Source organism: Janthinobacterium sp. NKUCC08_JDC, assembly GCF_019345575.1.
Taxonomy (GTDB): Bacteria; Pseudomonadota; Gammaproteobacteria; order Burkholderiales; family Burkholderiaceae_D; genus Janthinobacterium; species Janthinobacterium aestuarii.
This window is the reverse complement of record NZ_JAHKQW010000012.1, coordinates 146,758-169,546: the sequence shown is the minus strand read 5'-3', so window position 1 is coordinate 169,546 and position 22,789 is coordinate 146,758. Positions and strand designations below refer to the sequence as shown.

Here is a 22,789-nt window from a genome sequence, read left to right as displayed (position 1 = left end):
TCCGGAAGTACAGAACGCGTGCCTCAGATCAAGCGGCGCCATGAAAGACGGGCAACACGTGGTCCGCGATCTCCTGCATCGTCTCGGCCAGCGGGCGGCGGTTCTGCCGCAGTTCCAGGCCGATACTGAAACCGCCCTGCCCCAGCTTCGTCATGGCGCCCATCTCAGTCCCACTGCGGCGCCAGGCCGTCCGGGTTGGCCAGGCGCTCGCCCCGCTCCAGGGTCGCCATCTGCGCCATCTCGTCCGGCGACAGGGTGATGCGCTGGAAATGCAGGTTCGCTTCCAGGTTGGCGCGTTTGGTCGACGACGGAATCACGGCAAAGCCCTGCTGCAGCGACCAGCTCAGGGCCACTTGCGCCGGCGTCACGCCATGTCTGGCGGCGATGGCCGCGATCACGGGGTCGGCCATCACCTTGCCATACGCGAGCGGCATGTAGGCCGTGATGTGGATGCCCTGGCTGCGCGCGAAATCGATGACCTTGCGGTTTTGCAGGAACGGATGGATCTCGACCTGCTGCGTGGCGATTTCCGATGCACCCACCGTATCGATGGCTTGCCGCAGCTGCGCGTTGGTGAAATTCGATACGCCGATGGCCCTGGTCAGCCCCTGCGCCTTCGCCTCCGCCAGCGCCGCCATGTAGTCGGCCACGGGAATCGCGTCGTTCGGCGACGGCCAGTGGATCAGGGTCAGGTCCAATTGTTCCAGCCGCAGCTTGCGCAGGCTGGCCTTCAGGCTGGAAATCAGCTTGTCGCGCTGCAGATTGTCGATCCATATCTTGGTGGTGACGAACAGCGCGTCGCGCGGGACGGCGCTGGCGGCGATCGCCTGGCCCACTTCGGCTTCATTGCCATAGATTTGCGCCGTGTCGATATGGCGGTAGCCGACGTCCAGGCCCGTGGTGACGGAATCGATGACGACCTGGCCCTGCAGGCGGAAGGTGCCCAGGCCGATTTCAGGGATGGCGGTGTGATTGGTGGTGGTATTCATGCGGCAGTCCTCTCAAATACATATCGATGACGACACTATGCGCCCTTCCTTTGTTGAGAAAAATACCGTTTATATCAAATCATATTTGATCTACAGGCAAGTAAAATGATGCCCATGCAGGAAATCCGGGAAAAGTCGTCGCCGGCTCTTGCATTCCCGTTTTGGTCTGCTATAATTCGCCACCTTGGCCTGGTAGCTCAGTCGGTAGAGCAGAGGATTGAAAATCCTTGTGTCGGTGGTTCGATTCCGCCCCGGGCCACCAAGAATTCAGCAGCACCTATCAAAAACGCCACCTTCGGGTGGCGTTTTTGTTTGTGGCGCCGTCACATTCCCTCCCAGCTCATCATCCGGCACCATTGCACAAGACGCCGGCATTCCTGACACAAGATTTTCCCCACGGGAACATGTTAAGATTAATTAAAAATTAACGCCTGTATCAAGGAACATGACCGTGAAACAATGTTTATTACTGGCTGTTGCCAGTGCCCTTGCCAGTACCGGGATGGCGCAGCCTGCGCAAGTCGCAGCACAGGTGACAACGTCTTCAAGCGCCACGCAGCAGGAACCTCGGCGCGCAATCCCACTCAGGCCATGGGAAAAAAGGCTGGCAGCGTCGACGTTTTCCATGCAGATGCTGGCAAGCGGCCGCATTGATCCCGACTACCCTGGCTTGCCGCTTGGCCTCGCCGTGACCGCCATACAAAAATTCTTGGCCGACAAAAAAGGCGAATTCGAATCGACGGCTGATTATCAGCGTAGAAAGACCGCTGCCCTGGATGAAAAAATCATCGGCAACTCAAGCTTGAATGACTGGTTTGCCTTGGTGACCCCGGTCAAGAATAACGAACAATCTTCAAATGCCATCAGCTACGAATTCAATGCGAATACAGGAAAAGTAAAGCTCTTTGTCTTGCCTTACTCTTTTGAGCTGAATGGCATCGGCGCTCCTGACTACGACCTCAACAAACTGCGATACAAGGGCCTGGATCAATTTCAATTGAGTTCCAAACTGAAATCAAAAGGTCCGTACAAGGGGCCTGGCAGCTATCGCGCAAAATACCCCATCGAAGAAACCGACACGGCAAGGCTGGGCATTGCAGTCAATCGCATCCCGTTCCTGGATTTTCAGCGTGACAATTTCCAATCTAACAAGAAACCTGTAATCCAGTTGACGATGGAAAATGCCGTCGCGGCAAAAGAGCTACCTGCCTTGAAGGCGCTGCTCGTGATGAAAGTGGCGGCGCCTTACCTGGTCTATAATTTCTACCGGTCCGAGTTTACTCCGGACAGAACGGACATGAAAACAATACAAAGCATTTACCTTGCCGGCAATATGGCTGGCATTATTTTTTACTCCGGCATCACCGGCGACATTCTGGGGCGATTACCCGCAGGATTTGGCCTGCCTGTCGCACCGAATTAATGCAAAAAAAAGCCAACCCGAAGGTTGGCGTTCTCAAATCACGCAAGGCGGCCGCCTGCGGCCAGCCACATCGCTTTTACCACATCAAATCATCAGGAATCTGGAACGCCGCGTACGGATCGTCCTCGTCCACTTCCGTACTGGCCTGCTTGACGCGCACGACGATGGCGGGGTCGCGTTCGGCGATCTTGTCGGCGATGATGCGCGGCACCAGTTCCACGGCCCCGCCCAGGCAGACGATCACCAGACGGCCCGCCACCAGATGGGCTTGCACGGCCGCCGTCACGTAGATGCGCTCGATCTTGTTGTTGAACGTGAAGTTATACGGCACGTCGCCGTTGTTGCCCTTGCTCTGACGGTTCTTTTGCACCATTTGCGCGATCTGCGCCACGATGGCCTTCTGGTTGGCGGCCGCGTCGCGCTGGGCGTTCAGTTCGCGCGCGCGTTCCGCATTCTTGCGCTGCGTCTCGAGCGCGGCCAGGCGCACTTCGTCGACACTTTGCGTGCCGCTCTTGCGCTCGTCCTTTTTTTGCTTGCTCTTGTCCTGGTTGGCCAGCTTGACCTTCTTCTTGTCGACCAGGCCGGCCTTTAAAAACTGCTCTTGCAACGAGACCATAACTACTCCGTATTGAGGGTGCGCCGGCCAAGGCAGCGGCATCGGCCGGTGGAAAGACGCTAGCATAGCAAAAAACAGGACCGCTACCGCCGCAACATGATTGCCAGGAGCAGGCAGTGGACGTCTGGCGCCCGGCAGTAACAAAAAGACACACACAAGTGGAAATTTTGTTGATAAATGTCATATAGTTAGTTACGTTCTGCATACCGGCATTACCTGCCGCTTGCATGTACCCTTCCACCGACTGCGCCTAAAGGATTTACCATGAAACAATTCATCGCCCTCTGCATCGCCGCCGCGTTTGCCAGCACCGCCTTTGCCGCCGCACCGGAAGCGGCGCCCGTCGCCAAGACGGCCCAACAGTCAAAAATGACCACCTGCAATGCGGATGCCGCCGGCAAGAAAGGCGATGAGCGCAAGGCCTTCATGAAGGAATGCCTGAGCGCCAAGCCGGCGCCGGCCATGACGCAGCAAAACAAGATGAAAGCGTGCAATGTCGACGCCAAGGACATGAAAGGCGACGCCCGCAAAGCCTTCATGAAGGAATGCCTGAGCGCGCCGAAGAAATAAGCGCCTCGCCTGCCTGTCCCCGCAACGCCAGCATCATGCTGGCGTTTTTTATTGCGCTGCGTAAGCCTGCATCAGCCGGTCGAGGAAAACAAACAGCTGGCCGTTCATCGCTTGCCAGTCGTGGGCGCGCAGGATCGCTGGCTGCTGCACGAAGCGGTGCGACGTGAGCGTGGCCAGTTCTGCTTCCGACGCGGCGATCAGCAGGTCGACCACCTCCGGCGTGAACTCCATATGGCACTGGAAGCCGTACACCAGATTGCCGTATTCGACGATCTGACGGGGGCAGCCTTCGCTAGAGGCGATGACCTTCGCGTTGCCGGTCAGGCCCGGCATGTCGCTGTGCCAATGCCCCGTTTCCAGGACGTCGCCAAAATGGGCGAACTTGTCGTTCGCCTTTCCGTCTGCCGTCAGCGTGATGGGGAACTTGCCGATTTCCTTTTCAGGGCTGTGCGCATGGCGCGCTCCCAAGGCCGCGCCGATCAGCTGCGCGCCCAGGCAAACGCCGACGACGGCCTTGCCCGCCGCGGCACAGGCGGCTATCAGGGCCTGTTCGGCCGCGGCGTCGAAATGCGGACACTCCTCGCGCGTCGTCGACGGCGACTGCGGCCCGCCCATGACGACCAGCAGGTCGATGTCCGCGATGGAATCAGGCAGCGGCTCATGGGCATAAACGCGGGAATACGTGGCCTCGTGGCCCCGTTCGCGCACCCAAGTCTCATAGGCGCCCGGCGCCTCGAATGCTTCATGCACGACGAAATGGACTTTCATGATGTTCCCCTTCTGTAGCGAGTAAATGAAACTATGGCCGGCCCAGCACCTGGGCCAGCACTGCGGCGAACGCCTCCGCGCCCGCTTCGTCGATGGCCGACACGGTGATCCGCAATCCCTGCGCCGACGCCTGCACGCCGAACGCTTCGCCGCCGCGCACCAGCCAGCCATGCCGGGCCAGTGCCAGCACGGCCGCCTGGCTGCTGTCCTGCAGCGGCAGCCACAGGTTCAGCCCATCGGCCGGACTGGCGCAGACCAGGCCTTGCGCCGCCAGCGCCGCCGCCACCATGTCGCGGCGGCGCGCATAGTCGGCGCGGGCCAGGACCACCTGCGCGGACACGTCGGACGACGACAGGCAGGCGCTCACGGCGTCCTGTAAGAGATGGCTGACCCAGTTCGTGCCGGGCGCCAGGCGCAGGCGCAAACGCTGTGCCGTCTGCCCGTCGCTGGCGACAACGGCCAGGCGCAGGTCGGGACCGAAGATCTTCGATACGGAACGGACCAGCGCCCAGCGCCGGGCCGCCGGGGGTATCACGTCCTGGTAGCCGGCGGCGGACAGCAGCGAAAAATGGTCGTCGACGATGACCAGCACATGCGGATAGGCGGCCAGCACGGCGCGCAGCTGGTCCGCACGCGCCGCGCTCAGGCTGCAGCCGGTGGGATTGTGCGCGCGCGGCGTCACGATAACGGCTTGCGCGCCTTGCGCCAGCGCCCGTTCCAGCGCCTCGGCCTGCATCCCCTCGGCATCGACGGCCACGCCAACGGCGTGCAGTCCGGCAATTCGCAAGGTGTTGATGCTGCTGACGAAGCACGGGTCTTCCACGGCTACCTTGTCGCCTGCGGCCAGGTACGCCCCCAGGAGGCGCTCGACCGCATCGACGGCCCCATTCGTCACGGTGATGTCGTGGCCTTCGGGGCAATCGCCGGCCAGCCAGCGCCGCGCCAGCACTTCCAGTTCCGGGTCCACGGTGGCTTCGCCATACAGGCGCGGGCGGTATCGCTTGCGCGCCAGGGCCGCGCCGACGTCAGGCAGCCAGGCCAGGTTCGGATTGCCGCCGCCCAGGTCGGCCAGCGGCGAGCCGGGCAGCAAGCCTTCCTGCTCGCCGGGATCGCGCTGCGCGCGGATGGCCGTGCCCAAACGCCCTTGCGTGACCGCGATCCCGGCCGTCACGAGGCGCTGGTACGCCAGCGACACGGTATTGCGGTTGACGCCCAGGGTCGCGGCCAGCTCGCGCACGGTCGGCAACTCCTGACCCGGCAGCAATTCCCCCGCCTGCGTCAGCGCGCGGATGCTGTCGAACAGTTCCGCGGCGGTTTTCCCGGCAATCTTCACGATAGTCTCAGACATGATATATTTTGGCATAGGACAATAATACACCACTCCCGCGACTGCTGCCGCTAAAGGCGAACACAAGGCTGACACATGAACACAGACACTCCCCTGCTCACCCCCACCATGCATGAGCGGCATGGGCGCTGGCCGCAAGCCGTGTCGGCGGACGACTTCCGCCGCAATCTGGCGGCAGTGCATGCGCGCATGGCCGCCGCCTGCCAGCGGGTCGGACGCGATCCGGCCGGCGTGCGCCTGCTGCCAGTCAGCAAGACCAAGCCCGAGGCGAGCCTGCGCCTGGCCTACGCCGCCGGTTGCCGCATGCTGGGAGAAAACAAGCCGCAGGAGGCGGGGCGCAAATGGGAAGCGATGGCGGACCTGGCCGACCTGCAATGGTCGGTGATCGGCCATTTGCAGACCAACAAGGCCAAGCTGGTGGCGCGCTTTGCCAGCGAATTCCAGGCGCTCGACAGTCTGCGCGTGGCCGAGGCGCTGGAACGGCGCCTGCAAGCGGAAGGGCGCGGACTCGATGTGTTCGTGCAAGTAAACACCTCGGGAGAAGCCAGCAAGTACGGCTTGCCGCCGGACGAGGTGGCCGCTTTCCTGCGCCAGCTGTCCGCCTTCCCGGCGCTGCGCGTGCGCGGGCTCATGACCCTGGCGCTGTTGTCGGCGGAAGCCGTGCGCGTGCGCCGCTGCTTCGTGCTGCTGCGCGAATTGCGTGACCGGCTGCGCCAGGACGTCCCCGATGGCGTCAGCCTCGACGAGCTGTCGATGGGCATGTCCGGCGATTATGAAATCGCCATCGAAGAAGGCGCCACCGTCGTGCGCGTCGGCCAGGCCATCTTCGGCGCGCGCGATACGCCCGATAGCCACTACTGGCCCACGGCGCAAACGGACTAGGCGGGCCAGTACGCCTTGTGGTCGCGCCGTCAATCATGCCGAATGATCAAGATGACATGCTGAAAGATACCGCGTAATATTTTTACCATACTGCTCAGCTCGGCAGCAGAGCTCACTGGTGAAAGGACGGCAGCGTGGCCGCGTCAAACGATCTCGCGCACTGGCGCGGACAGATTTTTGCGCGCCTGCTGCAGGCGGTGCTGCTGCTGGGCATCGTCACTGCCATTCCCAGCGCCCTGCTGGCCGCGCGCGAAGCTATCTGGTCCATAGTCGCCCTCGACTTGCTGGCCATCGGCTGGATCGGCCTCATCTGGCATCTGCGCGCCATGCCCTACCGCTGGCGCGTGTGGCAATTCCTCATCGTCGCCTATCTGGTGGGCGTGGGCCTGCTGATGAAAATCGGCCCCGTCAGCCAGATCTACATGATGCTCATGCCCGTGCTGGCGGCCCTGCTGCTGGGCATGCGGCCAGCCCTGTCGACCCTGGCCCTGACGTCGCTGACCATCTTTCTGCTCGGCCTGCATCCCGACGTGGAGCTGCAATTGCGCGGCGTGCCCGATTCGCCCGTGCTGCGCGCGCTGATCGTGGCCCTGAACTTCCTGTTCATCGCCGCCGTGCTGACCCTGTCCTGCGCCTTCCTGCTGCGCCACCTGGAACGCAGCAGCCAGGCCCTGTCGCAGTTGAACGCCGACCTGCGCTTGACGGCCACGGCGCTGGCCCGCCTGAACGACATGGTGATGATCGCAGAAGTGGCCGATACCGCGTTAGGCGCGGGTACGGTGCCCGCCACGCGCATCATCTTCGTCAACGATGCCTTCGAGCGCAGCAGCGGCTATGCGCGCGCCGAAGTGCTGGGCCGCAGCCTGCTGTTCCAGCAAGGCCCCGCCACGGATGCGGACGAACTGGCGCGCGTCGCCGCCGCCATGTCCCGCGCCCAGCCAGCAAGGGCGGAATTACTGAATTACAACAAGGCCGGCAAGGCGTACTGGGTCGAGGCGGAACTGGTGCCGTTTACGGATGCGGACGGCAGGCAGACGCACTGGGTGGCCGTCGAGCGCGAAATCGACGAGCGCAAGAAATCGGAAGCGGACATCCACCGCCTGGCCTTCTACGATGTGCTGACGGGCTTGCCCAACCGGCGCCTGCTGATGGACCGCATCGGCCACTTGCTGGCCGCCGCGCCGCGCAACCATACCATCAGCGCGCTGATGTTCATCGACCTCGACCACTTCAAGCACATCAACGACGCGCGCGGCCACGCCACCGGCGACGCGCTGCTGCGCCTGGCGGGCGAACGGCTGGCGCAGCTGATGCGCAAGGCCGACACGGTGGCGCGCATCGGCGGCGATGAATTCGTCGTGCTGCTGGCGCACCTGGCCGATGACCTGGACAGCGCCGCGCGCGCGGCGGCCCAGGTGGCCGAAAAAATCCGCGCCGCCATCGCGCGCGACTTCGAGATCGGCGCGCAGTCCTATCATTGCAGCGCCAGCATCGGCGTGACCCTGCTGCCGAAAATGGAGCAGCAGGCGCACGACCTGCTGCGCGAAGCGGACATCGCCATGTACCGCGCCAAGGCCGAAGGGCGCAACGGCATCGCCTTCTTTGAAGCGGCCATGCAGGCGGGCGTGGAGCGCCGGCTGACCCTGGAACGGGCGCTGGCGCGCGCCCTCGATGACCATGTTTTATGCATGCACGTGCAGCCGCAGGTCGACCGGCACGGCCGGGTCACGGGCGCCGAATTGCTAATGCGCTGGCCGCAGGCGGACGGCACGTACATCGCGCCGGATATCTTCATTCCCATCGCCGAGGAATCGGGGCTGATCGTCAAGCTCGGCCACTGGGCGCTGCGCGAAGCATGCCGCGCCGCCAGGGTGCTGGCGCAGGCGGGATCGCCCGTCGCCCTGTCCGTGAACGTCAGCCCGGCCCAGTTTCGCCAGCCCGATTTCGCTTCCCGCGTGCAGGCGGCGCTGGCCGAACACGGCACGCCGGCCGGCGCCCTGATCCTGGAATTGACGGAAGGCTTGCTGATCGATCAGCGCGACGCCTCGTTGGCGCGCATGCGCGAACTGGCGGACCTGGGCATCCGCTTTTCCATCGACGATTTCGGCACCGGCTATTCCAGCCTCGCCTACCTGACCTCGATGCCGCTGTATGAACTCAAAATCGACAAGCGCTTCATCGACGACACGCCGCACGATGCGCGCGACACGGCCATCGTGCAAGCGATCCTGGCCATGGCGCGCCACCTGGGCTTGCGCGTCGTGGCCGAAGGCGTGGAAACGCAGGAGCAGGCAGACTTCCTCATCGCCCATGATTGCGACGGCTTGCAGGGCTTCCTGTATGCGCGGCCGATGCCGCTCGCCGACTTTCTCGCCTGGCTGGCCCGGCATCAGGCTTAGCTTTCCGACATTTCCTGCACGCAACTCCTCCGCTAGAATACCGGCCTCATAGCCTGTACCTTCATCATCCCCTTTGATTAAAGCGATCCCCGATGCGTCTGGTTCTTCCCCTGCTGCCGCTCCTGCTGCTATCTCTGCTGCCTGCCGCGCATGCGGCCCCTTCCTCCACCGCCACCACGCCCACGCCGATCACCTTGGACCAGGCCATGGCCGATCCCGACTGGATCGGCACACCCGTCGAAGCGGCATGGTGGGGCTGGAACGGCCAGCTCTACTACAAGCAAAAACGCCTCGGCTCGCCCCTGCGCGACACCTATCAATTACCAGACGCGAACGCCAAGCTCAATAGCGGCAAGAAGGTCGACGATGCGCAGCTGGCCAACCTCGATGGCCAGCAGATGGTCGTCAACCGGGCCGGCACGCGCGCCATCCTGCTGCGCAACGGCGACTTGTTCGAGCGCGACCTGAAAAACGGCGCCCTGACGCAAATCACGCGCGGTGTGACGGCCATCAGCGACCCGCAATATTCCAGCGACGGCGGCGCCGTGCAATACCGCAGCGGCACCGACTGGTTCAGCTGGAACCGTCTTGATCGCCTGAGCGCCCCCGTCGCCCTGCTGCGCGCGGCCAAGGACCCGGACGCCAAGCCGGAAGCGGACGCCCTGCGCGAGCTGCAGCTGCGCCTGATCGTCAACCTAGCGCGCCAGAAGGAAGACCGCGACGCGAACCGCGAACGCCGCCACGAAGAGCGCCGCCTGGACGCCACGCGCGCGCCGGAACCGATCTACCTGGGCGAGAAAGTGACGATTTCCGGCAGCGCCCTGTCGCCGGACGGCCGCTGGCTGCTGTTCGTCACGCAGGATAAAGCTGCCGAGAAGGGCAAGCTGGGCAAACTGGCCCGCTATGTCACGGAAACGGGCTATCCGGAAGCAGACGACGAACGCACGCGCGTGGGCCGCAACATGCCGATCGCGCAAAGCCTGAAACTGGCGGACCTGCGCACGGGCCAGGTGCGCGAGATCGCCTTTGACAGCCTGCCCGGTATCGCCACCGACCCGCTGGCAGCCTTGCGCGCGGAACAGAAGCTGCCGCCGTTGAAAGGCAACCGTGCCGTACGCATCGACGCCCAGCGCGACGGCATCGCCTGGACCGATGACGGCAGCAAGGCCGCCGTGCGCATCCGCGCCATCGACAACAAGGACGGCTGGCTCGCCAACGTCGACCTGGCCAACGGCGCCCTCGTGCCCGTGCACCGCATCAGCGATACGGCCTGGGTCAACCGCCGCGCCGAGGAATTCGGCTGGCTGCCAGACAACGCCACCTTGTGGTATCTGTCCGAGGAAAGCGGCTACGCCCACCTGTACACGAAACAGGGCGCGGCTCCGGCGCGCGCACTGACCAGCGGCCAGTGGGAAGTGAGCGCCGTCGAGTGGAGCCGCGACGGCAAGAATGCCTATTTCATGTGCAACCGGCAAGCGCCAGGCACGTATGAAGTGTGCGCCAGCACGGCCAACGATGGCGGGGCGCGCGAAGTCACGAATCTGAAAGGCGTGGAAAACTTCGGCCTGTCGCCCGACAACGGCAAGCTGCTGCTGCGCTATTCCACCAGCTATATGCCGGCCCAGCTGGCGACGGTTCCCGTTGCCGGCGGGAAGGCGACTATCCTCACCGATACGCGCAGCGACGCCTTCAAGGCGCGCAGCTGGGTCATGCCGGAACTGGTGCAAGTGCCGTCCACGCACGGCGCGGCGCCCATCTGGGCCAAGCTGTACCGGCCAAAGCAGCTGGAAGCGGGCAAGCGCTATCCTGTCGTCATGTTCGCGCACGGCGCCGGCTACCTGCAGAATGTGACCGAGCGCTATCCCGTGTACTTCCGCGAACAGATGTTCCACAACCTGCTGGTCGAGCAAGGCTACATCGTGCTCGACGTCGACTACCGCGCTTCGCTCGGCTACGGCAGCGCCTGGCGCACGGCCATCTACCGCCAGATGGGCCACCCGGAACTGGAAGATTTTGTCGATGGCGCCAACTGGCTGGCAGCCCAGCACCAGGGCGACATCAAGAACGTGGGCATCTATGGCGGCAGCTATGGCGGCTTCATGAGCCTGATGGCCCTGATGCGCGCGCCGGACATCTTCAAATCGGGCGCCGCCCTGCGCCCCGTGACGGACTGGACGACCTACAACCACGAGTACACGGCGAATATCCTGAACACGCCGGACATCGATCCACAGGCGTATAAAATCTCGTCGCCGATCGAATACGCGGACAAGCTGACAGGCAACCTGCTGATCGCGCACGGCATGATCGACGACAACGTGTTCTACCAGGACTCCGTGCGCCTGTCGCAGCGCCTGATCGAGCTGAAAAAGGACAACTGGGAAATGGCCAGCTACCCGATGGAGCGCCACGGTTTCGTGCAGCCGGAAGCGTGGTATGACGAGTACCGCCGCATCTATCAATTGTTCCAGCGTACGTTGAAGTAAGCGATATCAGAATGTCGGGTTACGCGGCTACGCCGCTAATCCGACCTACGCCGGAGAGAGTAGGTCGGATTAGCCCGCAAGGGCGTAATCCGACACCACACTCACTCAGTCAAACGGCACCGGCCGCGGCGTCGTATCCGACGATGGCGGCAGGATCGGCAGCACGATATGCGGCTGCTTGCCCGTCAGGGTTTTCAGGAAAGCGACGAGCTTGGCGTTTTCATCGGGCGTAAAGGTGCGGCCCAGCTGCAAGCGGCCCATCACGTCGACGGCCTGCGTCAGGGTCGCCGCTTCGCCATCGTGGAAGTACGGATACGTCAGCTCCACGTTGCGCAGGGTCGGCACCTTGAAATTGAAGCGGTCCGCATCCTTGCCCGTCACGGCCGAGCGCCCTTCAGCCGTCATCGCCGTCTTGTACGGTTCCACCACGCCCATCTTCTGGAAAGTATTGCCGCCCACGGCAGGGCCGTTATGGCAGGCGATGCAGCCGCTCGACTTGAACAGCTGGTAGCCGGCCAGTTCGTCTTTCGTCAGCGCGCTTTTCTTGCCCGACAGCCATTGATCGAAACGCGAACCGGGCGTCACCAGCACTTCCTCGAAGGCGGCGATGGCGCGCGTGACTTGTTCGATGGTCAGCTTGTCCTGGCCAAACACTTGCCTGAACTCCGAGCGGTAAGCGGGAATCGAGGCCAGCACGTCGATGGCCAGCTCGTGCGTAAAAGCCATCTCGCCCGGATTGGCGATGGGGCCGCCCGCCTGCTCCTGCAAATCCTTGGCGCGGCCATCCCAGAATTGCGCCACGTTCATGCTGGCATTGAGCACGGTGGGCGAATTGATGGGCCCGCGCTGCCAGTTGTGGCCGATCGAGGTCTTGATATTGTCCGTGCCGCCCATGCTCAGGTTATGGCAGCTGTTGCAGGAAATAAAGCCCGAGCGCGACAGGCGCGGATCGAAAAACAGTTTCTTGCCTAGCTCGACCATCGCTGGATTGGCCGCCTTGGCGGCGGTGATGGGCTGGATCGGCTCCTTGCTGGCGGCGTGCAGCGCGCCACTGAAAGCGAGGCTGGCGATGAAGAGGAAGGGGGACATGGTGCGGCGCATAGTCTAACTCCTGGAAACATTCCCGAATCGGCGGCGCGCACCGGCGCGGGAATGCAGCGTGCCGGCCCGGTCGCCACCCGTACATCGCTGATTGGATGTTGATTTATATTAACTTTGACGGGTTGACAATGGAAATGACCGGGATCAAGGTTCTGGCCAAGTGCGAATCGCGCTTGCCATTTACGCAAGCGTGGCACATGATGAAGGCATGAAAACGCCTACCTACTCCGCCCTGTTGCGCGCCACGTGCGCCAGCTTCCTGCTGCTGGCCGCCAGCGCCTGCGGCAGCGCCCCCACGCAAGATGATGCGCCGCCCGCCCCCGGCAATGCCGGCTTGCTGGCGCAAATCCAGGCGGAAGTGGGCACCGCCGCCTGCGATTCCACCCAGCAATGTCAGACCATCGCGATCGGCGCCAAGGCTTGCGGCGGCCCCGAGCGCTATTTGGCCTGGTCCAGCAAAAACAATGACGGCAAGAAGCTCAAGGCCCTGGCCCAGGCGCAAGCCGAAGCGAGCCGCAAGCAGCAGCAGGCGGACGGCATGATGTCGACCTGCTCCATCGTCACGGACCCGGGCGCCACCTGCGAAGCGGGACGCTGCGTGTTGCAAAAGAGCGCCATGGGCGGCAACGCCGCCATGTAATCGAATGTGCCGGCAACACGTCAGGATTGCAATTGCAAGGTCTTGACGATTTTGCTCTCCACCCTCTCGCCCGCGCCTGAGGTGGTGTTCTTGCTCTCCTTGCGCAGCAACAATAAATGGTCGCCGCTGACGCCATACTGGCGTGTCTCGTCCGACTTTTGCGTAAAGCTGACGACGACAAAGGCGCGCCCGCTCACGTCAAAGTGGAAATGGCTGGCCAGCGGCGTGCCGTCCGCGGCGATCCACACCTCGATGCCGCCTTCGAACTTCTTCACATACTTGCGGTCTTTCTCAGGCACCTTGTCGAGCGACAAGGTAAAGCTGAGCAGGCGCGCCGGCTTGCCCTTGTAGCTATCCATTTTTTCACTACTGAACACGGCTTCCTCGATCTCGCGCGACAGGGCGTCCGCCGCCGACACCATGGAACGCAACTCCGTCGCCTTCATTTCTCCCAGCGCAAAGCCGATCGGCGTCTTCACCTTCGGATCTTTCACCCTGGCGCGCTGCTCGGCCTCCACTTTCGCCAGCAAATCCTTGCCGTAGAGCACTTGCAAGCCTGCCGGCCCGCCTTCGACGGTGACTGTCGCCTGGCCGCTATCCTCTTCCGCCACCTTGCCCTCGCCCTCGCGGCGCCAGCTTTTCGATTCGACCTGCGCCTTGATCGGCATCTGGCCCTGCAATCGGGCCAGCGCCGCAGTTAAATCGGCCAGCCCATCGGCCCGCGCCGCGCCGCAAAACAAACTGAACAAGCCCGCCACCGCCAGGCCCTGCACTCCAATACGTCGCTGCATCGCCACATCCCTTCGGGTCATACAAGGATGCCAAAACACCATGTTTTGGCCATCTGTTGCATTTGAACACAGCTAGCTCTGGTCAGGTAGAAAGTCTTTCTGCTATAATTCGCCGCCTTGGCCTGGTAGCTCAGTCGGTAGAGCAGAGGATTGAAAATCCTTGTGTCGGTGGTTCGATTCCGCCCCGGGCCACCAAGAATTCAGCAGCGCATAGCAAAAAGCCAACCTTCGGGTTGGCTTTTTTGTTTTTCTTTGCACAAAATCTCTCCCGCCCCACCGCTGTGTACGCAAACGTACGGACTGCAGCGGCCCAAGAGCCCATGCTGCAGGCAGACCACACACCCTTCCCGCCGCCAGCGCCCTGCGCGACACGGCGCAACGGCCACCTGGCCAGTTCTCCCCGCTACACCGCCATGCGAAACTCGCGCCCGACGCCGTCGAGCCGTTCCGTACATTACGGCACACTGCCAAAGGATGCATCATGAAAACTACCCTGATATTGCTCGCGCTCGCCTCTACCCTTGCCCTGACGGCTTGCCAGCGCGAAGCACCACCCGCACCCACCGTCGTACAAGTCGTTCCCGGCCCTGCCGGCGCGCCTGGTCCTGCCGGCGCGACGGGTGCCACGGGCGCTGAAGCCCCTGCCGGCGCGACCGGTGCCACCGGCGCCACGGGACAGACCGGCGACAGCGGTGCCGCCGGATATGACGGCGCCAAGGGCGCCACTGGAGCACAAGGCAACGATGGTGCCAAGGGCGACGACGGCGCCAAAGGTAAGACGGGCGACACGGTGATTGTCGTTCCACAACGTTAATACGCTTTACTCCGGACACCACAACGCCAACCCATCCGGTTGGCGTTGTGCGTATGCGCTGTACCGCACAGTAACATTCGCCATCTCGGCCTATCCTGTTGTCATATAACAGGGAGATATCGCATGCTGACGATCATACTGGTGGCGGCCCTGCTGGGCCTGGTTGTACTGTTCGCGCCCGGCCCCGTGCGCCGCGCCCTGATTACCCCACACCTGCTGGCCCTGTTCAAGCGCATCTTGCCGACGATGTCCGACACGGAGCGCGACGCGCTCGAGGCGGGTACCACGTGGTGGGATGCGGACCTGTTTTCCGGCAAGCCCGACTGGCCCAAACTGCTGGGTTATGGACGCGCCTCGCTCACGGCCGAGGAACGCCATTTTCTCGATCACGATGTCGAACGGCTGTGCGAACTGGTCAACGACTGGGAAACGCAGCAGGCGCAGGATTTGCCGCGCCCAGCCTGGGACTACATGAAGGCGCAAGGTTTCCTCGGCATGATTATCCCGAAGCAATATGGCGGCAAGCAATTCTCCGCCTACATGCATTCGCAAGTGGTGATGAAGCTGTCGAGCCGCTGCTCGGCGCTGGCCGTGACCGTGATGGTGCCCAACTCGCTGGGACCGGCCGAACTGCTGCTGCACTACGGCACAGAAGAACAGAAAAACCATTATTTGCCGCGCCTGGCCAACGGCACCGAGATTCCCTGCTTTGCCCTGACCAGCCCGTACGCGGGTTCCGACGCGGCCGCCATTCCCGACCTGGGCGTGGTTTGCATGGGCATGCATGAAGGACGCCCTACCCTGGGTTTCCGCCTCACGTGGAACAAGCGCTACATCACCCTGGCGCCCGTGGCAACCTTGCTGGGCCTGGCATTCCAGACCAGCGACCCCGAGCATCTGCTGTCCGGCAACGATGCGCCGGGCATCACTTGCGCGCTGATCCCCGCCAGCCACGACGGCGTGGTGATCGGGCGCCGCCACCATCCCTTGAACGCCGCTTTCCAGAACGGCCCCACCTCGGGCAACGATGTGTTCATCCCCATCGACTGGGTCATCGGTGGCCAGGCGCAGGTGGGCAAGGGATGGCGCATGCTGATGGAGTGCCTGGCGGCCGGGCGCGCCATTTCGCTGCCCTCGTCCAGCGTGGGCATGGGCAAGATGGCCGTGCGCGGCACCGGCGCGTATGCGGCCGTGCGGCGCCAATTCAACATGCCTATCGGCAAGTTCGAAGGGGTGCAGGAAGCGCTGGCCCGCATGGGCGCCAACCTGTATCTGATGGATGCGGCGCGCACCCTGGCCGCGCACGCCGTCGATCTGGGCGAAAAGCCGGCCGTCATTTCCGCCATCGTCAAATACCACGTCACGGAACGGGGCCGCGCGCTCGTCAACGACGGCATGGATATTCTCGGCGGCAAGGGCATCTGCGTCGGTCCCAACAATTTCCTGGCCAGCGCCTACCAGCAAATCCCCATCGCGATCACGGTCGAAGGGGCCAACATCCTCACGCGCAGCCTGATCATCTTTGGCCAGGGCGCCATCCGCGCGCATCCGTATGTGCTCAGGGAAATGGCTGCCGTCAGCGAAAGCGACGGTCGCAAGGCCTTGCGCGATTTCGATACGGCCTTCTTTGGCCATGTCGGCTTTGTGCTGGGCAACCTGGCCAGGGGATTGTGGTACGGGCTGGGCGGCGCGCGCCTGGCGGCCGTGCCCGATGCCGGCGTGCCTGTACTGACGCCCTACTACCGCGCCCTGACGCGGTTGTCGACGGCGTTTGCCGTCATGACGGATATGTCGATGTTCGTGCTCGGTGGCGAACTCAAGCGCCGCGAGCGGCTGTCCGCCCGCTTGGGCGACGTGCTGGCGCAGCTGTACCTGGCATCGTCCGTGCTGAAGCGCTACGAAGACGATGGCCGGCCCGAGGCCGACCTGCCCTATGTGCACTGGTCGCTGCAAGATGCGCTGGTCAAGGCGCAGCAGGGCTTGACGGGCGTGCTCGACAATTTCCCCGCGCGCGTGCTGGCGGCGCTGCTGCGCACCTTGCTGTTCCCGTTTGGCTTGCCCCACCGCCCGCCATCCGACGAACTGGGCAGTGAAGTGGCGCTGGCCCTGCAAACGCCGGGCGCCGACCGCGAACGCCTGCTGGCCGACGGTTATGTGGCCAACGACAGCAACGACCCCGTGGCCTGCGCCGAGCGGGCCCTGACCCTGCTGCCCGACATCCTGCACATCGAAAAACGCCTGAAAGACACGCCCGAAGGCGCGGCCCTGCGGCACCTGCCGCAAAGCCTGTCCGCCATGCAGCAGTGGCTGGCCGCAGCCAAGGCGGCGGGTTCGGTCAGCTGCCAGGAGCACAACACCTTGCTCGACTATGCGCGCCTGGTCGACGGCTTGATACAGGTCGACGATTTTGCGCCCGCTGCGGCGCAGCCAACACACTTGCAGGCGCACGGGGCCGATATCAACAGCCGCGCAGCCTGAGCCGGATTGCGGCCTATACTGAATTGAGCGGGTGCTGTGCCCGCTCTTTTCGGAAAGGAGTCGATCATGACGCGCAAATTCATCGATTGCCGGGAATTCCCAAGCGACACGCATTGTTCGGTGGCCATCTCGGCCGACAGCGAGGAAGAGCTATTGGGGATTGCCGTGGAGCACGCGGTCTCGGTACACCATCACCACGACACGCCGGAACTGCGCCAGCAATTGCGTCAACTGTTCAAGGACGGCATGCCGCCCGAACACCTGCCCATGACGGGACAGGCCGGCAACAGCGGGACCGCGCATGCGCACTAGCCGGCCAGGGCTTGCGCCGGTTTCTGAAAGCGCAAGCCCGGCACGAGCGGCACCAGGGACACACAGGCTTGAACGCCTGACGCCTGAGCACGCCGGCAGCGGATGCCAATCCCTTGACCCAAGGCAATGCAATATGCGGCCAGCCAGCATAAGATCGCCGGCTTTGCCCATCCTCCATGCGCCACGCTCCCGAACTCCTCCTGCCTGCCGGCTCCCTGGCCAAGATGCACGCCGCCTTCGACTTTGGCGCCGACGCCGTCTACGCGGGCCAGCCGCGCTACAGCTTGCGCGTGCGCAATAACGATTTTTCGACCTTGCAAGCCTTGCAGGAAGGCATCGATGGCGCCCATGCGCGCGGCAAGCAATTCTTTGTCGCCAGCAACATCTTCGCGCACAACGCCAAGCTGAAAACGTATTTGCGCGACATGGAACCGGTGATCGCCATGCGCCCCGACGCGCTGATCATGGCCGACCCGGGCCTCATCATGATGGTGCGCGACAAGTGGCCGGACGTCCCCGTACACCTGTCCGTGCAGGCGAATGCCGTCAACTGGGCCGACGTCAAATTCTGGCACCGCATGGGCTTGACGCGCGTGATTTTGTCGCGCGAACTGTCGCTCGACGAGATCGAGGAAATCCGCCAGCGCTGCCCGGAAATGGAGCTCGAGGTCTTCGTCCACGGCGCGCTGTGCATCGCCTATTCGGGCCGTTGCCTGCTGTCCGGTTATTTCAACCACCGCGACCCGAACCAGGGCACCTGCACGAATTCCTGCCGCTGGGATTACAAGGTGAAAAACGCGTCCGAAGACGCCAGCGGCGACCTGGGCGGCATGCAGGTGGTGCCGCTGGAATTTCACCAGGCGCTGGCCGAGGCGGACAACAATGCGTTTTCCGCCCTGCACCAGCAGCCGCGCCACCCGCTGGCCGACCAGCCCTATCTAATTGAAGAAGCCCAGCGCCCGGGCCAGCTGATGCCGATACTCGAAGACGAGCACGGCACCTACATCATGAATTCGAAGGACTTGCGCGCCGTCGAGCATATCGAGCGCCTGGTTAAAATCGGCGTCGATTCGCTGAAGGTCGAGGGCCGCACCAAGTCGCTGTACTACGCGGCGCGCACGGCGCAAGTCTACCGCCAGGCCATCGATGACGCCGTCGCGGGCCGCCCCTTCGACATCAGCCTGCTGGGCCAGCTGCAAGGCCTGGCCAACCGCGGCTACACGGACGGTTTTTACCAGCGCCACCATACCCAGGCGCACCAGAACTACATGCGCGGCGCGTCCGAGGCGGACCGCAGCCAGTACGTGGGCGACGTGCTGGGCGTGGCGGACGGCTGGGCCAGGGTGGAAGTGAAAAACCGCTTCGCCGTGGGCGACCGCATCGAGGCCGTGCATCCGGGCGGCAACCGCGACGTCACCATTACCCGCATGCTCAGCGATGACGGCAAAGAGATCCAGGTGGCGCCCGGCAGCGGCCACTTCGTGCGCATCGAACTTGACGGCGCTCTCGACAAGGCCTTGCTGGCCCGTTATTTGTAACCGCCAGTCTGCTGCGCGGGGTAGCGAAGCAGTCTACAAGTGTTTGATTTGACAAGAAAAATTCCGGCTGGCACTACCTAAATAATTTGTTTAGGCTTCAACATTGCTATACGATACGGCCACCCGCGCCCGGGGGCCTTATCGGCATCCCGTGCGTCCCTGACACGTTCACCGGAATCCCCGATGCCACCTGCCACACCCGCCCTGATCACCAATGACGCCGTCGTCCTCGGCCTGCTCGCCATGACCCTGGGAGCCGTCTTCTGGAGCGCTTCCCGCCCAGACGGCTTCTGGAAAAAGTTCTACACGTATATCCCGTCGCTGCTGATGTGCTATTTGATCCCGGCGTTGCTCAACACGTTCGGCATCATCGACGGCAACGCGTCCGGCCTGTACGCCGTGGCGCGCGACTACCTGCTGCCCAGCGCGCTGGTGCTGCTGTGCGTGGCCATCGATTTCGGCGGCATCATCCGCCTCGGCCCCAAGGCCATCATCATGTTTTTGACGGGCACCCTGGGCGTCATGCTGGGCGCCCTCGTCTCGTTCGAAGCCTTGCGTTTGATCCACCCGGAAACGGTGGCCGGCGACACGTGGCGCGGCATGACGACTGTCGCCGGCTCGTGGATAGGCGGCGGCGCCAACCAGGCGGCCATGAAGGAAGTATTTGAAGTGGATGCCACCATGTTTGGCCAGTTTGTCGCCGTCGACGTGCTGGTAGCCAACGTCTGGACGGCCGTGCTGCTGTTCCTGGCCGGCCGCGCGGGCGCCTTCGACCGCTGGACGGGTGCAGACTTGACGGCCATCAATGCGCTCAAGGACAGCATCGAAAGCTACCGCGCCCAGCACGCGCGCGTAGCCAACCTGACCGACATCATGATCATCCTCGGCGTGGGCCTGGGCGTGACGGGCCTGTCGCACTTCCTGGCCGGCCCCATCATCAGCTGGATCAACACCCTGCCCGCCGCATGGCGCCTGCAGGATTACAGCCTGACGTCGAACTTCTTCTGGATCGTCGTGCTCGCCACCACCTTCGGCCTGCTGCTCAGCTTTACCAAAGCACGCAGCCTGGAAGGCGCGGGCGCCTCGACCATCGGCTCGGCCATGCTGTACGTGCTGGTGGCTACCATCGGCATGCACATGGACTTGAAAGCCCTGTTCGACAAGCCATTTTTGTTCCTGCTGGGCCTGATCTGGATCGCCGTGCATGGCGGCCTGATGCTGCTCGTCGCCAAGCTGATCCGCGCGCCCCTGTTCTTCATGGCCGTGGGATCGCAAGCGAACATCGGCGGCGCCGCCTCGGCCCCCGTCATCGCCAGCGCCTTCCACCCATCCCTGGCCCCCGTGGGCGTCCTGCTGGCCGTGCTCGGCTACGCGCTGGGCACCTACGGCGCCTACATCACGGGCTTGATCTTGCGCGGCATGGCGGGGTGATCCCTGTCCTGGCTTGACCAGCCAGGCACGCAAGAATGACGACAACGCCAGCCTTAGGGCTGGCGTTGTCGTTTACGGCTCGCATCGGCCGCAGCATCCCCAAAAATCCCCACAATGTAGCAGAAACCCCTCAAAACCAAATTTCCGCACCATTTTTGTGCGAAATCTGCGATGATAGTTTCCCAAATAACCGATTACCTCCATGGAATTCTGATGAAATACGCATCTGCTCACGAGTATGTCCAGCATGTCGCCGCACGCAATCCAGGTCAACCCGAGTTTCTGCAAGCCGTCACCGAAGTCATGGAGAGCTTGTGGCCGTTCCTGGAACAGCACCCGAAATACGCGGAACAAGGCTTGCTGGAACGCTTGATCGAGCCGGAGCGCGTGGTGATGTTCCGCGTGTCGTGGGTCGATGACCACGGGCAGGTGCAAGTCAACCGCGGCTACCGCATCCAGCACAGCATGGCCATCGGACCGTACAAGGGCGGCATTCGCTTCCACCCTTCCGTGACCTTGTCCGTGCTGAAATTCCTCGCTTTCGAGCAGACGTTCAAGAATGCGCTGACGACCTTGCCCATGGGCGGTGGCAAGGGCGGTTCCGACTTCGATCCAAAGGGCAAGAGCCCGGGCGAAGTGATGCGTTTCTGCCAGGCCTTCGTGAGCGAACTCTTCCGCCACGTGGGTTCGGACACGGACGTGCCGGCCGGCGACATCGGCGTGGGCGGGCGCGAAGTGGGCTATATGGCAGGCATGATGAAAAAGCTCAGCAACCGCGCCGACTGCGTGTTCACGGGCAAGGGCGCCAGCTTCGGCGGCTCGCTGATGCGGCCGGAAGCGACGGGCTACGGCACCGTATATTTTGCGCAGGAAATGCTAAAAACGCGGGGCCGCTCGTTCGAAGGCATGCGCGTGTCCGTGTCCGGCTCGGGCAACGTGGCGCAGTACGCTGTGGAAAAAGCCATGGCGATGGGCGCGAAAGTCATCACCGTCTCCGATTCGAGCGGCACCGTCATCGACGAGGCAGGCTTTACCCCGGAAAAACTGGCCATCCTGATGGAGGTCAAGAACCATTTGTATGGCAGGGTCAGCGACTACGCCGCGCGCACGGGCGTGCGCTTCGAGGCCGGCGTGTCGCCATGGCATGTGCCGGTCGATATCGCCCTGCCCTGCGCCACGCAAAATGAATTGCATATCGACGACGCGCGCACCTTGATCGCCAACGGCGTGCAATGCGTGGCTGAGGGCGCCAACATGCCGACCACCATCGAGGCAGCCAAGGCATTCGAAGCGGCCGGCGTGCTGTATGCGCCGGGCAAGGCCAGCAATGCGGGCGGCGTGGCCACGTCCGGCCTGGAAATGAGCCAGAACGCGGCCCGAATTTCCTGGCCGCGCGAGGAAGTCGATGCGCGGTTGCTGCAGATCATGCAGGGCATCCACGCCGCGTGCAAGCAATACGGCACGCGCGCCGATGGCACGGTCAGCTATGTCGATGGCGCGAATATCGCCGGCTTCGTGAAAGTGGCCGATGCGATGCTGGCGCAGGGCGTGATTTAATCATCGGCCAACGGTGGTGTCGGATTACGGCGCCTTGCGCCTAATCCGACCTACGCCGACCTACGACATTTCTGGCTTCATCAGGCTCTTGCGGCTGATGGTGCGGCCCGACACCATGAACTCGCCGTTGCCGCGGTAATGTAACGTTTCCGGCAGCTTGGGCGAGGTGGCCACGTGGGCTTTCACGCACTCGAAGATGAAGAAGCCGCCTTTCGGATTGCCCGCCACCTGGGCCAGCTTGCATTCGAAGTTGGCGTAGCACTCGGCGATCAGGGGCGCGCCCACCAGTTCGGCTGGTTGCGGTGTCAGGCCGAAGGCCGTGAACTTGTCCGTGTCTTCACCGCTGCAATTGCCGATGGCGACCACCTGGTCGACCATGTCGGCCGTGGGCAGGTTGATCACGCACTCCATGCTGCGCTTGATCATTTCATAGCTATGGTTCGCGTCGGAAATAAAACAGCCCAGCAACGATGGCGTGAATTCCATCAGCATGTGCCAGGCCATGGTCATGACGTCGCTTTCGCCCTGCCACGTTGAACTGACGAGCACCACCGGCCCCGGTTCGAGGAAGCGCCGGATATCGGCGACGGGATAATCTTCTTTGTGGTAATTTTTCATCTGGTCTCCAGGACGCGGTACGCCATAG

At 63.2% G+C, this 22,789-nt stretch carries 20 protein-coding genes and 2 tRNA genes; 14 read left to right on the top strand and 8 right to left on the bottom strand.

Annotation, left to right across the window (positions count from 1 at the left end; all coding sequences use genetic code 11):
* Positions 1-28 precede the first annotated feature (28 nt).
* Both KO538_RS29505 and dkgB read right to left on the bottom strand, forming a co-directional pair.
* Positions 29-163 carry a hypothetical protein gene (locus tag KO538_RS29505; protein ID WP_257620532.1) on the bottom strand — a complete coding sequence of 45 codons (135 nt, stop codon included), beginning with the start codon at positions 161-163 and terminating at the stop codon, positions 29-31.
* A 1-nt stretch (position 164) separates the two neighbouring features.
* Entirely contained in the window at positions 165-989 is an 825-nt protein-coding gene (dkgB, locus tag KO538_RS23150; protein ID WP_219329769.1) for a 2,5-didehydrogluconate reductase DkgB, read from the bottom strand.
* A gap of 186 nt (positions 990-1,175) precedes the next feature.
* Between dkgB and KO538_RS23145 the strand changes: the two genes are divergently transcribed.
* A tRNA-Phe gene (locus tag KO538_RS23145) sits at positions 1,176-1,251 on the top strand.
* A 183-nt stretch (positions 1,252-1,434) separates the two neighbouring features.
* Positions 1,435-2,412, top strand: coding sequence for a hypothetical protein (locus KO538_RS23140; RefSeq protein ID WP_219329768.1), 978 nt, complete (start codon positions 1,435-1,437; stop codon positions 2,410-2,412).
* 76 nt (positions 2,413-2,488) lie between these two features.
* Here the strand turns inward: KO538_RS23140 and KO538_RS23135 are convergent, their stop codons facing one another.
* Positions 2,489-3,028 (bottom strand): DUF2058 domain-containing protein, encoded by a 540-nt coding sequence (locus tag KO538_RS23135; RefSeq protein ID WP_034753528.1) that lies wholly within the window; start codon positions 3,026-3,028, stop codon positions 2,489-2,491.
* 264 nt (positions 3,029-3,292) lie between these two features.
* Here KO538_RS23135 and KO538_RS23130 point away from each other — a divergent pair, with 264 nt between their 5' ends.
* Complete coding sequence (locus KO538_RS23130) at positions 3,293-3,598, top strand: PsiF family protein (RefSeq protein ID WP_034753527.1); 306 nt, start codon at positions 3,293-3,295, stop codon at positions 3,596-3,598.
* Positions 3,599-3,646: 48 nt separating this feature from the next.
* Here the strand turns inward: KO538_RS23130 and KO538_RS23125 are convergent, their stop codons facing one another.
* Together KO538_RS23125 and ptsJ are read right to left on the bottom strand one after the other, a co-directional pair.
* Complete coding sequence (locus KO538_RS23125) at positions 3,647-4,366, bottom strand: hypothetical protein (RefSeq protein WP_219329767.1); 720 nt, start codon at positions 4,364-4,366, stop codon at positions 3,647-3,649.
* Positions 4,367-4,397: 31 nt separating this feature from the next.
* The gene (gene ptsJ / locus KO538_RS23120) at positions 4,398-5,699 is read right to left on the bottom strand and encodes a transcriptional regulator PtsJ (RefSeq protein WP_219329784.1); all 1,302 of its coding nucleotides are present in this window, start codon (positions 5,697-5,699) and stop codon (positions 4,398-4,400) included.
* A 90-nt stretch (positions 5,700-5,789) separates the two neighbouring features.
* Here ptsJ and KO538_RS23115 point away from each other — a divergent pair, with 90 nt between their 5' ends.
* The 3 genes from KO538_RS23115 (at position 5,790) to KO538_RS23105 (ending at position 11,481) form a co-directional block, all read left to right on the top strand.
* Positions 5,790-6,596 (top strand): YggS family pyridoxal phosphate-dependent enzyme, encoded by an 807-nt coding sequence (locus tag KO538_RS23115; protein WP_219329766.1) that lies wholly within the window; start codon positions 5,790-5,792, stop codon positions 6,594-6,596.
* 134 nt (positions 6,597-6,730) lie between these two features.
* Positions 6,731-8,995, top strand: a complete 2,265-nt coding sequence (locus KO538_RS23110) for an EAL domain-containing protein (RefSeq protein WP_219329765.1) — start codon at positions 6,731-6,733, stop codon at positions 8,993-8,995.
* A gap of 92 nt (positions 8,996-9,087) precedes the next feature.
* Positions 9,088-11,481 (top strand): S9 family peptidase, encoded by a 2,394-nt coding sequence (locus KO538_RS23105; RefSeq protein WP_219329764.1) that lies wholly within the window; start codon positions 9,088-9,090, stop codon positions 11,479-11,481.
* A 105-nt stretch (positions 11,482-11,586) separates the two neighbouring features.
* On the opposite strand, the gene KO538_RS23100 is transcribed toward KO538_RS23105, so the two are convergent.
* Entirely contained in the window at positions 11,587-12,570 is a 984-nt protein-coding gene (locus KO538_RS23100) for a cytochrome-c peroxidase (RefSeq protein WP_257620528.1), read from the bottom strand.
* A 220-nt stretch (positions 12,571-12,790) separates the two neighbouring features.
* Here KO538_RS23100 and KO538_RS23095 point away from each other — a divergent pair, with 220 nt between their 5' ends.
* Positions 12,791-13,222, top strand: coding sequence for a hypothetical protein (locus tag KO538_RS23095; protein WP_219329762.1), 432 nt, complete (start codon positions 12,791-12,793; stop codon positions 13,220-13,222).
* 20 nt (positions 13,223-13,242) lie between these two features.
* Here KO538_RS23095 and KO538_RS23090 read toward each other — a convergent pair whose 3' ends face one another.
* A complete protein-coding gene (locus KO538_RS23090; protein WP_257620519.1) occupies positions 13,243-14,013 on the bottom strand; it encodes a hypothetical protein in 771 nt (256 codons plus the stop codon).
* Positions 14,014-14,132: 119 nt separating this feature from the next.
* On the opposite strand from KO538_RS23090, the gene KO538_RS23085 reads away from it, so the two are divergent.
* The 7 genes from KO538_RS23085 (at position 14,133) to gdhA (ending at position 22,143) form a co-directional block, all read left to right on the top strand.
* Positions 14,133-14,208, top strand: a tRNA-Phe gene (locus KO538_RS23085).
* Between the two features lie 286 nt (positions 14,209-14,494).
* On the top strand, positions 14,495-14,827 hold the full coding sequence (locus tag KO538_RS29670; RefSeq protein ID WP_070305493.1) for a hypothetical protein: 333 nt from the start codon (positions 14,495-14,497) through the stop codon (positions 14,825-14,827).
* A gap of 123 nt (positions 14,828-14,950) precedes the next feature.
* Positions 14,951-17,305 carry an acyl-CoA dehydrogenase gene (locus tag KO538_RS23075; RefSeq protein WP_219329761.1) on the top strand — a complete coding sequence of 785 codons (2,355 nt, stop codon included), beginning with the start codon at positions 14,951-14,953 and terminating at the stop codon, positions 17,303-17,305.
* Positions 17,306-17,371: 66 nt separating this feature from the next.
* A complete protein-coding gene (locus KO538_RS23070) occupies positions 17,372-17,617 on the top strand; it encodes a DUF1059 domain-containing protein (RefSeq protein ID WP_070305491.1) in 246 nt (81 codons plus the stop codon).
* A 176-nt stretch (positions 17,618-17,793) separates the two neighbouring features.
* A complete protein-coding gene (yegQ, locus tag KO538_RS23065) occupies positions 17,794-19,155 on the top strand; it encodes a tRNA 5-hydroxyuridine modification protein YegQ (protein WP_219329760.1) in 1,362 nt (453 codons plus the stop codon).
* 183 nt (positions 19,156-19,338) lie between these two features.
* The gene (locus KO538_RS23060; protein ID WP_072457140.1) at positions 19,339-20,586 is read left to right on the top strand and encodes a DUF819 domain-containing protein; all 1,248 of its coding nucleotides are present in this window, start codon (positions 19,339-19,341) and stop codon (positions 20,584-20,586) included.
* Between the two features lie 213 nt (positions 20,587-20,799).
* Positions 20,800-22,143: an NADP-specific glutamate dehydrogenase gene (gene gdhA, locus KO538_RS23055; protein WP_034753510.1), complete on the top strand. Its 1,344-nt coding sequence runs from the start codon at positions 20,800-20,802 to the stop codon at positions 22,141-22,143.
* A gap of 60 nt (positions 22,144-22,203) precedes the next feature.
* On the opposite strand, the gene KO538_RS23050 is transcribed toward gdhA, so the two are convergent.
* Positions 22,204-22,761, bottom strand: coding sequence for a flavin reductase family protein (locus KO538_RS23050; protein ID WP_034753508.1), 558 nt, complete (start codon positions 22,759-22,761; stop codon positions 22,204-22,206).
* Positions 22,762-22,789 lie beyond the last annotated feature (28 nt).

Coding starts and splice junctions, on each gene's coding strand:
- KO538_RS29505 (WP_257620532.1), bottom strand. CDS start 163: ATGGGCGCCATGACGAAGCTGGGGCAGGGCGGTTTCAGTATCGGCCTG.
- dkgB (WP_219329769.1), bottom strand. CDS start 989: ATGAATACCACCACCAATCACACCGCCATCCCTGAAATCGGCCTGGGC.
- KO538_RS23140 (WP_219329768.1), top strand. CDS start 1,435: ATGACCGTGAAACAATGTTTATTACTGGCTGTTGCCAGTGCCCTTGCC.
- KO538_RS23135 (WP_034753528.1), bottom strand. CDS start 3,028: ATGGTCTCGTTGCAAGAGCAGTTTTTAAAGGCCGGCCTGGTCGACAAG.
- KO538_RS23130 (WP_034753527.1), top strand. CDS start 3,293: ATGAAACAATTCATCGCCCTCTGCATCGCCGCCGCGTTTGCCAGCACC.
- KO538_RS23125 (WP_219329767.1), bottom strand. CDS start 4,366: ATGAAAGTCCATTTCGTCGTGCATGAAGCATTCGAGGCGCCGGGCGCC.
- KO538_RS23115 (WP_219329766.1), top strand. CDS start 5,790: ATGAACACAGACACTCCCCTGCTCACCCCCACCATGCATGAGCGGCAT.
- KO538_RS23105 (WP_219329764.1), top strand. CDS start 9,088: ATGCGTCTGGTTCTTCCCCTGCTGCCGCTCCTGCTGCTATCTCTGCTG.
- KO538_RS23100 (WP_257620528.1), bottom strand. CDS start 12,570: ATGTCCCCCTTCCTCTTCATCGCCAGCCTCGCTTTCAGTGGCGCGCTG.
- KO538_RS23095 (WP_219329762.1), top strand. CDS start 12,791: ATGAAAACGCCTACCTACTCCGCCCTGTTGCGCGCCACGTGCGCCAGC.
- KO538_RS23090 (WP_257620519.1), bottom strand. CDS start 14,013: ATGCAGCGACGTATTGGAGTGCAGGGCCTGGCGGTGGCGGGCTTGTTC.
- KO538_RS29670 (WP_070305493.1), top strand. CDS start 14,495: ATGAAAACTACCCTGATATTGCTCGCGCTCGCCTCTACCCTTGCCCTG.
- KO538_RS23075 (WP_219329761.1), top strand. CDS start 14,951: ATGCTGACGATCATACTGGTGGCGGCCCTGCTGGGCCTGGTTGTACTG.
- KO538_RS23070 (WP_070305491.1), top strand. CDS start 17,372: ATGACGCGCAAATTCATCGATTGCCGGGAATTCCCAAGCGACACGCAT.
- yegQ (WP_219329760.1), top strand. CDS start 17,794: ATGCGCCACGCTCCCGAACTCCTCCTGCCTGCCGGCTCCCTGGCCAAG.
- KO538_RS23060 (WP_072457140.1), top strand. CDS start 19,339: ATGCCACCTGCCACACCCGCCCTGATCACCAATGACGCCGTCGTCCTC.
- gdhA (WP_034753510.1), top strand. CDS start 20,800: ATGAAATACGCATCTGCTCACGAGTATGTCCAGCATGTCGCCGCACGC.
- KO538_RS23050 (WP_034753508.1), bottom strand. CDS start 22,761: ATGAAAAATTACCACAAAGAAGATTATCCCGTCGCCGATATCCGGCGC.